Below are 13,115 nucleotides of genomic sequence, written 5' to 3' on the forward strand. Positions count from 1 at the left end.
GCCCACCTACTCATTAAATACTAAAATAAATGTAATGTTATCCATGCCACCATTTTTTAGGGCTAGGTCAAGAAGCATATCTCTCGCTTCTTCAGGACTATTTTCCTTTACAATTCTAAAGATTTCTTCATCAGAAACCATGTTTGTAAGCCCATCTGAACAAAATAAAAATACATCTTTATCCTTAATGTCAAGCGTGTTAACTATAACTTCTATATCAGATGTGGTACCCATTGCCTTAGTCAGGACATTCTTCTTGGGATGATTTTTTGCTTCTTCTTCGGTGATTTCTCCAATTTCAATCAAATAATTTACAAAGGAATCATCTTGGGTTATTTGTTCCATTTCTTTATTTATTCTGTAGATCCTAGAATCTCCAATATTTGAATATATGAGAACATCTCCTAGAATAAGTCCACTAGAAAGAGTGGTTCCCATTCCCCTGTAATCTTCATTTTCTTGAGAGCTATCAAATATTTTTTTATTTGCATCCCTAATCGAAGATGAGAGAATTTCTATTGCATCATCTATGCTTTTTATTTCTCTATCTTTTGCGAAATCTTGACCAATTATTTCAGTTGCCATCTTGGATGCTCTTTCACCTGCAAGATGACCTCCCATTCCATCAGCCAATACATATAAATTTTTAGATTCGTTTACATAATAAGAATCTTCATTATTCTTTCTGTAGTTACCTACATTAGTTGCTGATACTACTTTCATTTATTTCACCTCAATCTTACGCCTTAGTTGTCCACATGAGGCGCTGATGTCACTGCCTAGTTCTCGTCTTATGGTTACGTTAAAACCCCTTCTCTCAAGCTTATTCTTGAAGTCATTAATTTCAGACTTAGAAGGTCTTTTCTCATCAAACTCTTCTATAGGATTTAAGGGTATTAGATTTATGTGACACTTTAAATTTTTTGCAAAATTATAAAGCTCATCAATGTTTTTTGTTCCATCATTTTGATTTTTTATCATTGTGTATTCAAAGGTTAACCTGTTATTAGTCTTTTTGACATAATATTCTAGGGATTTTTTAAGTTCAGCCAGGTTAAACCTCCTATTTATTGGCATAAGAGCTGACCTATCCCTATCATTTGTTTGGTGAAGACTAACAGCAAGATTAATTGGAAGATTCAAATCAGCAAGATCATAAATCTTATCAGCCACTCCACAAGTTGAAATTGTAATATTTCTATAAGATGTATTATGGCCCTTCTCGTCGTGGAGAAGTTTTATGAACCTTATGACTTCAGAGAAATTATCTAGAGGTTCGCCACTTCCCATTAATATAAAATTAGAAACTTTTATATTGTATTTATTTTCAATCTCATAAACTTGTCCCAGCATTTCACCAGCACTTAGGTTTCTAACCAGACCAGACTTAGTTGACGCACAAAAATCACAACCCATCCTGCAGCCAACTTGAGTTGACACGCATTGGGAGTAACCGTGCTTGTATTCCATTAGGACACCTTCAATTAGGTTTCCATCTTTTAATTTAAAAAGCAATTTCCTTGTTTCATCTAAGTCAGAGTCAAAGCTTTTAAATATTTCAATTTTATTTATTTCCTCATCTTTAATAAGAGCGATGGCCTTAGACGAAAGATTTGAGTTTTCCACGTCATATCTCTTCTTGTCGTGGAAGAAAGTAAAAAGTTGTGAACCCCTAAAGGCCTTTTCCTTTCTATCCTCAAAAAACTTTCGCAGCTCATCTTCATACATAGAATTTAATTCCATTAAAACCACCTATTCATCTAAACATTATACCATTAGACTTCTTTAAATTAAAATAAGATTTGAAAAATTAGCCGATAAAAAAAGACTGTGAAGAAATTTCACAGTCGTAATAGATATTAATTTTTTTCTAAGAGACAAATTGAAAAACCATCTGATCCATCTACTGATGGAAATAGTTTTAAGACTTCCTTGTCTCTTAATTTTTTTATTTTAAAATCTTTATTTTCACTCAAGAAGTTTTCGATTACATCTTCATTCTCAATTTTTGATAGAGAGCAAGTTGAATAGAGTAAAAGTCCTTGGTCCTTCACATATTCTTTAGCATTGTTTATAATTTCTAATTGAATTTTTCCAAGTTCTTTTAAGTCATCTATTCCCTTGTTCCATTTGATGTCTGGCTTCTTCCTATAAAGGCCTGTTCCAGAACAAGGTGCATCAACTAAGACATAGTCAAACTTATTTATAAAGTCTTCATTTAAGACCCTTGCGTCGTTAATCATAGGAGATATATTTTTGCAGCCAAGTCTCTGAGCATTTTCCTTAATTAAATTTATCTTGCCCTTAGACTTATCACAAGCAACAATTTCACCTGTATTGTCCATAAGCTCTGATAAATGAGTTGTCTTGCCACCAGGTGCTGCACATAAGTCAAGAACTTTTGAATCTTTCCTTGGATTTAAAAAACTAGACACTAGTATGGACCCTAGGTCTTGAACATAGAAGTGACCCTTTTCAAAATATTCAGTGTCTATGATTCCATTGGGATTTAAAACATTTAAGGCCTTGTCATAAGATGTCTCCTCTATTTCAAAACCTATTTGTGATAAGTTTTTTATTAAATCATCCCTATTAGTCTTAAAGCTATTAACCCTAATTGTGAAGGGTGCTTTCTCATTATTTGCCTTGAGAAGTTTCTTTGTAAATTCTTCTCCATAATTTTCGTAAAAGTATTCAGTATAAAATCTTGGATGAGAATAATAAGTAGATAAATTGTCTATGGAATTCTTTAAGGTAACTTGAGCAGGTTTCTTCTTTGCGATGCTCCTAAGTATTCCATTTGTAAAAGAAATTGATCCCTTGTTTCCATAAATTTTTGCAAGATTAACTGATTCATCAACTATGGAATAATCTGGAACCTTGTCAAGAAAATACATTTGGTAAATTGCCATTTCCAAGATAATAAGTATGATCTTGTGAATCCTATTAAACCTAACTCTGGAATTTTGTCTTATGACATAATCGAGATAAGTTTTGTTTCTCACAACTCCTGTTGTTATTTCTTTTATAAAGGCAAAGTCCCTTTCATCTATATTAGATACTTTTAAAATCTCTAAACTTTCCTCTAAAAATGTCCCCTTATAGAGGACATCGTTAATTATTTGTAGTGCTTTTTCTCTTGTGTTTTTCATTAATCTCTTCTTCCAAATATACTTAGTAATCTCAAAAATTGTCCTATTGCAACTATAGTTGATGCAACATAAGTTAATGCTGCTGCACTTAGGACTTCTCTTGTTCCCTTTAAATCTTCATCAGAAATAATTCCCATTGCAAGTTCATTTTTTGCTCTATTTGATGCGTTAAACTCAACAGGCAGTGTAACAATTTGGAATAAAACTGCAAAGAAGAAAAGGGCTATACCTAATTTAGTAAAAAATACTGAGAAGAAAAACCCAAGTATTATTAAAAAGAAGGACAATTGTGTCCCAAGATTTGCAAGTGGCACTAGGGCTGCTCTTATCTTTAGAGGAGCATAGTCAACTGAATCTTGAATAGCATGACCAACTTCATGAGCCGCAATAGAAACTGATGCAATAGAATTTTTATAATAAACATCTCTTGATAGGTTTAAGGTCTTATCTCTAGGATCATAATGATCCGAAAGCTTTCCATCTACCATATTGATGCTAACATTCGATAGGCCATTCCTATCTAAGATTTTTCTTGCAACTTCTGCACCACTAAGATTTGTAGATGATGGAATTTTTTTATATTTTTCATAGGCTGAACTAATTTTTGCCTGTGCATACATAGCAAGAAGTAGGCCTGGAAGTATATAAATCAAGTAAGAGTAATCATAAGTGTAAAAATATGGTCCAAACATTATTTTCCTCCAATCACATAATTTTCTTCAAATTTATTTCCTCGTAAAAAATCATCTATTCCCATGGCTCTTTTACCTGGTGCTTGAATCTCCTTTACAGAAATTGCTCTATCACTTGTTTTAATAATAAGGTCTTTGTCAGATTTTATAATTGTACCTGGTTTTTTATTAGAATTGTCATCAAATTCTTCTGCCCTATAAATCTTATAGAACTTGTCATCATACTTAAACCTAACCCCATAATGAGGAGTTAAGCCCCTTATTTTATTTACAATATTTTTTGAAGTTTCATTAAAATATAAATTCAAATCATCTTTTAAAATTTTATTTGCATAAGTCTTTTTATCCTCATCTTGGTCCACAAAATCCACTGGACCTTTCTCAGCTTCAAGGATAAAGTCTTCTAATAGATCAGCACCCATTTGTGCAAGTTTATCTTCAAGTTCTCCTGCATTCATGTCACCAATTTCAATTTCTCTTACAGATGAAACTGGGCCTGCATCAAGACCTCTTTCCACCTTCATAAGACTGACACCAGTCTTATCATGTCCTTCTATTATTGCCCTATTAATTGGAGCAGCACCTCTTAAATAAGGTAGGAGGGAAGCGTGAACATTAACTATATATTTTTCTGGTAAATCTATTATCTCTTGAGTCAAGATCTGTCCATAGGCCACTACTACAATTATGTCGGCTTGGACTTCTCTTAATTTATCAATTGCTTCTTTAGAATTTATATCTCCTGGTTGAAAAACTTCAAGCCCTAACTCTTCTGCCTTAACTTTTACAGGAGTTTTTGTAAATTTTTTTCCCCTGCCCTTCCTCTTATCTTCTTGAGATACAACAAGGGCCACATCTCCCAACTTACTTAGTCTTTCCAATATTGGAACAGAAAATTCAGGAGTCCCCATAAAAATAAATTTCATTATTCTTCACTCTCCGCTTCATACATTTGTATTGCCTTGTCTGTATAAAGTATTCCATCAAGATGGTCAGTTTCGTGTTGGATAATTCTAGCCAAAAAGTCTTCAGCTTCCATAAGATTTTCCTTACCTTCTAGGTCATTGTACTTAACTTTTATGTGCTTAGCTCTTTTAACAGTACCTTGCTTTCCAGGAACTGAAAGACAGCCTTCCATTGAGACTTCTTCACCATCTTTTTCTATTATTTCAGGGTTTATCATGTAAAATCTCATTGGATCTTCGCCTTCGCCATTATCTTCTTCCCTATTGTCAACAACAATAACCCTTTTTAAAATCCCTATTTGAGGAGCAGCAAGTCCAACTCCAGGAGCAAGGTCCATTGTTTCAAACATATCGTCTATTAAAACTTTTAGTCTGTCATTATAATTAGTAACTGTCTTAGATTTTTTTCTAAGAATTGGATCTTCGTCTGTTCTAATTTTTCTTATTGCCATTAAATCACCTAAAATTCTATATTTAAAATTATTTTTCTTTCTTCTTCTATCTTACTATTATTAATTACCCTTTTTAGGCCCTCAATTAACAAGCCTAGGTCCTTTGGCTTTACCTTAAGGGAAAATTTAGTCTTATTAATATTTTTTATTCTTGGCATCTTGATGAACTTTGTCACCATAATGTCCATGCCTTTTAAATCAAGAGACATTTGATGCAAAAACCTTTCTGCCCAAATTTGAGTTAGGTTTTCGTCATAAGATGAAAACTCAAGCTCAATTAGTTTTGTATAAGGAGGATATAAAAAAGTCTTCCTCTCTTGGATTTCATATTCATAGAAATCCTTATAGTCCCCTTGTGCAGAGTATTTTATAATTTCACTGTCGGGACTGTAGGTTTGAATTATAACTTGGCCCTTTTTGGATGCACGACCTGCTCTTCCCGATACTTGAGTTACTAGCTGGAAGGTTCTTTCTCTTGCCTTGTAATCAGAAATATAAAGAGAGAGGTCTGCTGCAACAATCCCAACAAGTGTAACATCTTCGAAATCAAATCCCTTAGACACCATTTGGGTTCCAATAATTATATCTGCTTCCTTATTTTTTATCTTCTCATAAAATTTTTCAAAGGAATCTTTTTTTCCTGTTGTGTCCCTATCCATTCTAAGAACCCTAGCCTCCGGAAAATATTTTTGAACTTCTTCTTCTACTCTTTGGGTTCCAACTCCAAACTGTTTTATGAATTTTGATCCACAAGATGGGCAAACTCTTGGCAAAGGTTTAGTCTTGCCACAATAGTGACAGATGAGCCTATTTTTTGCCTTGTGATAGGTCATTGAGATGTCACAGTCATCACATTTAATAACTTCACCACAAGATCTGCAGGAAATAAAATTAGAAAATCCTCGCCTATTTAAGAATAAAATAATCTGTTCTTTATTTTTTAACTTTTCTTCAATAGCCTCTCTAAGTTCTCTACTAAAGATTGAGACATTTCCCATTATAAGTTCGTCTCTCATATCAACTATTTCTGTATCAGGAAGAAAAGCTCCTTTTTTGGCCCTATTATTTAATTCACATAAATTATAAAAATCTTTTTGTGCATAAAAATAGGATTCTACAGATGGAGTTGCCGATCCTAGGACAACTTTCCCCCTGCCCTTCATCCTATTTATGGCAACTTCTATGGTGTCATACTTTAAGTTGTCGTGAAATTCATAGGAAGAGTCGTGAGACTCATCAACTATAATCATCTTGAGGTTTTTAAAGGGAACAAAGACTGCACTTCTAACTCCAACCACGACTTTTACTTCATCATTTAAGACCTTCCTATACTCATCATATCTTTCTCCAGCTGAAAGCTTTGAGTGGATAATAGCAACTTCATTTCCAAACCAGGACTTAAATCTCTCAATCATTTGTGGAGTTAATCCAATTTCTGGAACAAGTACAATTACCTGGCCTCCATCTTCAAGAACTTTTGAAGTAAGATTTAAATAAACCTCAGTTTTGCCAGATCCAGTTAGTCCATGAAGTAGTGAGACTACCTTGTCAGTTCTTCGTATACTCTTAAGAGCTTCTTGTTGCTCATCATTTAAAGCTAGCTTATTCTTTTTGAAAGTTTTTTCAACTGGATCTCTATTTATTTCTTTCTTATATTCTTCAATAAGATTTCTTTTTATCAGGCTTTTAATTGGAGAATAAGATATATTTAGATTCTTCATGACATCTACTCTCGATATATCTTTCTCTTTTTTTATAAAATTAAAGACTTGTGCTTGTTTCTCACTAATTCCCTCAAGATTTTTTGGGTCAAAATCACTTACAAGTCTCAAATAATTTACAATTTTTGGCTTTACAGTCACTAAGGAGTCGTAAACATATTTTAGGTAACCCTTAGCCCTTAACTTCTTAATTATTACTTTTTCATCTTCTTTTAAATCCTCGAAATACTTTGACAGATCTATAGAGTTTAAATCTTCCAAGTCCTTACCATTAGGGTATTTTTCTACAAGGATTTTTTTCTTAATTTTTTGAAGATTTCCTGGTGGTAAGATTGGAGCAAAGGCCTTTGAGTAACCAACGAGGTATCTTTCCTTCATCCAAAGGCCAAGTCTTATTAGGTCATTGGATATTATTGGTTCATCGTCAAGGACTGAATGAATCTCCTTTAACTCTTCTCGGTGGTCTCCAGAATAATTTGCATGTAAAAAAAGGACGATACCAACTCGGTAGGACTTCCCAAAATTTACGAGAACTCTCATACCTGGTTTAACATCATCTTTTACTATATATGTATAAAGTTTATCTATTTTTTGAAAATTATTTTCGATAAAAATATCTGCAAACATGTCTTCACCCACAAAAGAGCTAGATTTCTCTAGCTCATAAGTTTTTTTGCCCTATCTAAAATTTCTCTCGCAAGTTCAGCCTTAGACATAATTTCTAAATCATCAGTCTCATCTCTTGAGATAATGGAAACTATATTGGTGTCACTCCCAAAACCTGCACCTTCTTTTTTGATATTGTTAACAACAATTATATCAAAGTTCTTTTTAATTAGTTTTTCCTTAGCATATTCATAAATGTTAGTTGATTCTGCAGCAAAGCCAACTATAACTTGGTTTTTCTTCAGACTTCCATAGTGAGCAGCAATGTCAGGATTTTTTTCCATTTCAATTAGGTTCATTTGACTGTCGTTACCCTTTTTAATTTTTTCTTCACTATAAGTCTTTGGCCTATAGTCACTTGGGGCAGCTGCCTTAATCAATAAATCACATTCATCAAAGTATTTTCCAACAGCATCATACATCTCACGAGTTGAATCCACTCTTACAAAGTTATCAACTTTAGGAACATCAATTTTTGTTGGACCAGATATAAGTGTTACTTTTGCCCCTCTTTTTTTTGCATTATCTGCAAGGGCATAACCCATCTTTCCAGAAGAATAATTAGAAATAAACCTAACTGGATCAAGTGCCTCTCTTGTAGGTCCTGCTGTGATTACAACATGCTTACCTTCAAGGTCTTTCTCAGTTAATGCTCTGTCAATTTCATCAACAATTTCACTAGGCTCAAGCATCTTGCCACTACCATAGTCATTGCAGGCAAGTAGGTCTTCTTTGGTATCTAGGATTATAACTCCCCTATCTCTTAGGGTCTGCATATTCTTTTGATTTGCTTCTGAATTTAACATTACTGTATTCATTCCAGGTGCCAACATTACCTTGGACCTTGAAGCCATTAAAACTGTAGATAGCATATCATCTGCAATACCATTGGCAAATTTTCCAATAATATTTGCAGTAGCAGGTGCAATAACAATAATATCAGCCCATTTAGCTAGAGAAATATGTTCAACATCCATGTTAAAAAGTTGATTAAACATCTCTCCATGAACTACATTGTTGGACATAGTTTGAAAAGTAAGCGGTGTAACAAATTCAGTTGCATTTTTTGTCATTATAACCTTTACTTCTGCGCCTAATTTTCTCAAAAGACTGCATATACCTGGAGACTTATAAACAGCAATTCCACCTGTAACTCCAAGTAGAATTTTTTTACCCTTTAACATCTTATTCCTCTTCTAGTTCTTCTTTGTTTAAATCGTCAATCTTTTTTTGCTTAATTTCTTGTATAAGATTTTCTTTTTCTTCAGCAACCTTTTCTTCATACTCAGAGTCGCTTAATTTTTCTCCAAATTTAATTTTACCAGCCATAATTTCTTCAATAGCAATTGTTACTGGTTTTTCACTATCTGTATCTACTAAAGCTGGATTTCCATCAATAATCTTTCTAGCTCTTTTTGATACTAAAATTGCAAGTTCATATCTAGAATCTGCAACTTCTTTTAATTCTTTAAAAGATGGTATAATCATTTACTTCTCTCCTCTTCTGCTTGAACTTCTTTTTTAATATTCTTATGTCTTTTAACCCTAAGTTTTTCAGCTGCAATAATAGTTTCGATATCCTTAACTGCATTGTCTATTACATCATTTATAACAAAGTAGTCATATTCACCTACGAAGTCAAGTTCCTTAAAGGCATTTCTATACCTAGTTTCTATTTCATCTTCAGTTTCTGTATCTCTCTTAACAAGACGAGATCTCAATTCATCCATAGTTGGAGGAATTAAAAATATAAATACTGCTTCTTTATATTTTTCTTTAATTTGAAGAGCGCCTTGCACATCAATTTCAAGAAGTACAATTTCTCCCTTTTCTATTTCATCAAAAACAAATTTCTTTGGTGTACCATAGTAGTTTGTATGAACAAAGGCATGTTCCAATAATTCATCATTTTCTACCATTTTTTCAAATTCTTCTCTTGAGGCAAAAAAGTAATTTTCGCCATTTACTTCGCCTGGTCTAGGAGTCCTAGTAGTAACAGAAGTTGAGAAAATTATGTCATCATTGTTTTTCATTAAGGATTCACTTACTGTTCCTTTTCCAGAACCAGAAGGACCTGATAAAACTAATAAAAATCCGCCGTCCAAATTATCACCATCCTAAGTATTTTATTCAACATTTTGCGCTTGTTCACGCAATTTTTCTATTTCTGATTTTAGCATTACAACAGCACTTGTAATTTCAATATCATTTGATTTTGAACCTATGGTGTTGGACTCTCTGTTCATCTCTTGAATTAAAAAGTCTAACTTTCTGCCAATTGGTCCCTCTTGATTTATTATATCATTAAAATTGTGAGTGTGAATTTTAAGCCTTGTAATTTCTTCATCAATTGAAAGTTTATCAAGCATTATTGCTATTTCTGTCAAAATTCTATCTTCATTTATTTCACTTGATTGAAGAAACTCGGCTACCCTTTCTCTCAATCTATTTTCATTTTCCTTTAAACTAATAGGAGCTCTATCTTCTATAAAGTCAGTAAGTCTTTTGACTTCTTCAAGCTTTATTTGAAAGTCTTCTTTTATCTTTTCACCTTCAAAAGATCTAGATTTTACAAATTCATTTGCAGCTTCATCTAGCACTTTTAAAAGTTCTTCTTTTATATAATCTCCATCAAACTCTGCTTTTTGTGGTTTGATAATATTTGAGTCTCTCATCAACTTAGAAAATGATATATCAGAAGCTACTCCCAACTTCTCTTCTAATTCTTTACTTATAATAATATACTTATTTAGCAGCTCATAGTCAATATCAATTTCAACCTGGCTTGAATCCAAATATTCAAAATTTATGAATACATCAACCTTGCCTCTTTTGATTTTTGACTTAATAAAAGATTTAACAGCTTCTTCTGCATACATAATTGACCCAGGCATTCTCACATTAATGTCTAGATACCTGTTATTCACAGACTTCATCTCAACTTTAATATAGAAATCCTCACATCTTTTTTCAAAAAGGCCGTAGCCAGTCATGCTATTCATAAAAACTCCTTATAAAGAACAAAAAGCACTAAAAAGTGCTTTTCATTTTATTTTACAACCATATTTACAATCTTATTTGGAATATATATTTTCTTAACTATATTCTTGCCCTCTGTATTTTTTGCGAAAAGTTCATCCTTTTCTGCAATTTCTAATACTTCATCTTGGGAAGCATCTCTCTCTATCTTAATTGTATATCTAACTTTACCGTTAAATTGAACTGGAAGCTCTATTTCATTATCAATAGTAAGCTCTTCCTTATATTCAGGCCAAGCTTGTTCTGATAATACTCCACCAAGTTCACATACTTGCCACAATTCTTCTGTTATATGTGGTGCAACTGGATTTAGTAAAATTAAGAAAGTTCTAAGGTCTTCTTTAGTGATTTTTCCAGCATCATTAAATTCATTTGATAGAGTCATAAGTTGAGCAATTGCAGTATTTGCCTTTAAGTGAGCATAATCTTCAGTAACCTTTTTGATAGTCTTGTGTATTTCTGAGACTAATTCTTTACTGTAGTCATCTCCCTCAACTACAATTTCTTGTAGATTCCAAACTCTTTCCAAGAATCTTCTACAGCCCTTAACTCCATTTTCTGACCAAGGTACAGGTTTTTCAAAATCACCAATAAACATTTCATAACATCTTAAAGTGTCTGCACCGTAATCTCTAACAATATCGTCAGGATTTACTACGTTACCCCTTGATTTTGACATTTTTTCATTGTTTCCACCAAGAATCATACCGTGTGAAGTTCTCTTTTGATAAGGTTCCTTAGTTGGAACTACTCCAATATCGTATAAGAACTTGTGCCAGAATCTTGAATATAGAAGGTGAAGTGTAGTATGTTCCATACCACCATTGTACCAATCAACTGGCATCCAATAATCAAGAGCTTCCTTGCTTGCAAGTGCTTCATCATTGTGTGGGTCAGTATATCTTAAGAAGTACCAAGATGATCCTGCCCATTGTGGCATTGTATCTGTTTCTCTCTTTGCTGGTCCACCACATTTTGGACAAGTAGTGTTTACCCAATCAGTCATCTTTGCAAGTGGTGATTCTCCAGAATCAGTTGGTTCGTAATTTTCTACTTCTGGAAGTAAAAGTGGAAGTTCTTCTTCTGGAAGAGCTACATAACCACATTTTTCGCAGTGAACTATTGGAATTGGTTCTCCCCAATATCTTTGCCTTGAGAATACCCAGTCTCTCAATTTATAATTAACTTTTCTATCTCCAAGTTTATGTTCTTCAAGATAGTCTATCATCTTAGCGATGGCATCTTTAACTTCAAGTCCATTTAGGATTTCTGAATTAATCATTTTTCCTGTAGATGTTTCTGTATTTGCATGTTCTGATACATCAGATCCTTCTATAACAGGGATAATTTCAAGTCCAAATTTCTTTGCAAAGTCATAGTCACGATCATCGTGAGCTGGCACTGCCATAATAGCACCTGTTCCATATGTCATAAGGACATAATCAGAAATCCAAATTGGAATTTCTTTATTTGTAAGGGGGTTAATTGCCTTAATACCTTTTATTTCTACACCAGACTTGTCTTTTTCAAGTTCAGTTCTTTCGAAATCACTTTTCTTTGAACATTCTTCTTTGTAGGCATTTATTTCATCTAAGTTTTCAATCTTATCAGCATGTTCTTCAATTAATGGGTGTTCTGGCGCAATTACCATATAAGTTGCACCATAAATTGTATCTGGTCTAGTTGTGAAAACTTCAAGTTGTTCATCAAAGTCTTTCAGTGAAAAGTTAATACTTGCTCCTTCACTTCTACCAATCCAGTTTTTTTGTTGTGTTACAACCCTATCGATAAAGTCAAGATCGTCTAAGTCTTCGATAAGTCTATCTGCATACTCGGTTATTTTAAGCATCCATTGGCTCTTAACACGTCTTACAACTTCTTCTCCACATCTTTCGCACTTTCCACCAACAACTTCTTCATTAGAAAGTCCAACCTTACATGAAGGGCACCAGTTTATTGGCATTTCTTTCTTGTAAGCAAGTCCGTGTTTATAAAGTTGTAGGAAAATCCATTGTGTCCACTTGTAGTATTCTGGATCAGTTGTGTTAATTTCCCTAGACCAGTCAAAGGAAAATCCAATTGACTTTAATTGTTTTTTAAAGTGAGCAATATTATTTTTAGTAACAATAGCTGGATGGATTTTATTTTTTATTGCATAGTTTTCTGTTGGAAGACCAAAGGCATCCCATCCCATTGGGTAAAGTACGTTATAACCTTGCATCCTCTTCATCCTAGAAACAATATCTAGGGCAGTGTAAGGCCTTGGGTGACCTACGTGAAGTCCTTGTCCAGATGGATAAGGGAATTCTACAAGGGCATAAAACTTTTCCTTGTCTGAATTATTTTCACATACAAAGGATTCATGTTCATCCCAAAAGTCTTGCCACTTTTTTTCTATATCACTTGGTGTGTATTTATTCATATTAAC

General features: G+C 33.3%; 12 protein-coding genes. All 12 read right to left on the minus strand.

The genetic code is table 11. The features are described from left to right. Positions 1-6: 6 nt before the first annotated feature. Positions 7-723, minus strand: coding sequence for a Stp1/IreP family PP2C-type Ser/Thr phosphatase (locus tag I6I93_RS00415; protein WP_112890309.1), 717 nt, complete (start codon positions 721-723; stop codon positions 7-9). Next, positions 724-1,743 carry a 23S rRNA (adenine(2503)-C(2))-methyltransferase RlmN gene (gene rlmN / locus I6I93_RS00420; protein ID WP_112890310.1) on the minus strand — a complete coding sequence of 340 codons (1,020 nt, stop codon included), beginning with the start codon at positions 1,741-1,743 and terminating at the stop codon, positions 724-726. 116 nt (positions 1,744-1,859) lie between these two features. After that, entirely contained in the window at positions 1,860-3,152 is a 1,293-nt protein-coding gene (gene rsmB / locus I6I93_RS00425) for a 16S rRNA (cytosine(967)-C(5))-methyltransferase RsmB (protein ID WP_112890311.1), read from the minus strand. After that, a complete protein-coding gene (locus tag I6I93_RS00430; protein ID WP_070701696.1) occupies positions 3,152-3,844 on the minus strand; it encodes a zinc metallopeptidase in 693 nt (230 codons plus the stop codon). The genes rsmB and I6I93_RS00430 overlap by 1 nt, the downstream gene beginning before the upstream one ends. Next, positions 3,844-4,770: a methionyl-tRNA formyltransferase gene (fmt, locus tag I6I93_RS00435; protein ID WP_112890312.1), complete on the minus strand. Its 927-nt coding sequence runs from the start codon at positions 4,768-4,770 to the stop codon at positions 3,844-3,846. Before fmt ends, I6I93_RS00430 begins: the two co-directional genes overlap by 1 nt. Beyond that, positions 4,770-5,261 (minus strand): peptide deformylase, encoded by a 492-nt coding sequence (def, locus tag I6I93_RS00440; RefSeq protein WP_112890313.1) that lies wholly within the window; start codon positions 5,259-5,261, stop codon positions 4,770-4,772. Before def ends, fmt begins: the two co-directional genes overlap by 1 nt. Positions 5,262-5,269: 8 nt before the next feature. Further along, a complete protein-coding gene (gene priA, locus I6I93_RS00445; RefSeq protein ID WP_112890314.1) occupies positions 5,270-7,609 on the minus strand; it encodes a primosomal protein N' in 2,340 nt (779 codons plus the stop codon). A 29-nt stretch (positions 7,610-7,638) separates the two neighbouring features. After that, positions 7,639-8,832, minus strand: a complete 1,194-nt coding sequence (gene coaBC / locus I6I93_RS00450) for a bifunctional phosphopantothenoylcysteine decarboxylase/phosphopantothenate--cysteine ligase CoaBC (RefSeq protein WP_112890315.1) — start codon at positions 8,830-8,832, stop codon at positions 7,639-7,641. Between the two features lies 1 nt (position 8,833). Next, a complete protein-coding gene (rpoZ, locus tag I6I93_RS00455) occupies positions 8,834-9,136 on the minus strand; it encodes a DNA-directed RNA polymerase subunit omega (RefSeq protein ID WP_112890316.1) in 303 nt (100 codons plus the stop codon). Beyond that, on the minus strand, positions 9,133-9,753 hold the full coding sequence (gmk, locus tag I6I93_RS00460) for a guanylate kinase (protein ID WP_070701684.1): 621 nt from the start codon (positions 9,751-9,753) through the stop codon (positions 9,133-9,135). The genes rpoZ and gmk overlap by 4 nt, the downstream gene beginning before the upstream one ends. Before the next feature lie 21 nt (positions 9,754-9,774). Next, positions 9,775-10,650: a YicC/YloC family endoribonuclease gene (locus I6I93_RS00465; RefSeq protein WP_112890317.1), complete on the minus strand. Its 876-nt coding sequence runs from the start codon at positions 10,648-10,650 to the stop codon at positions 9,775-9,777. Between the two features lie 47 nt (positions 10,651-10,697). Continuing rightward, on the minus strand, positions 10,698-13,109 hold the full coding sequence (gene leuS, locus I6I93_RS00470) for a leucine--tRNA ligase (RefSeq protein ID WP_112890318.1): 2,412 nt from the start codon (positions 13,107-13,109) through the stop codon (positions 10,698-10,700). Positions 13,110-13,115 lie beyond the last annotated feature (6 nt).

The organism is Peptoniphilus harei, assembly GCF_016726485.1.
Lineage (GTDB): Bacteria > Bacillota > Clostridia > Tissierellales > Peptoniphilaceae > Peptoniphilus_A > Peptoniphilus_A harei.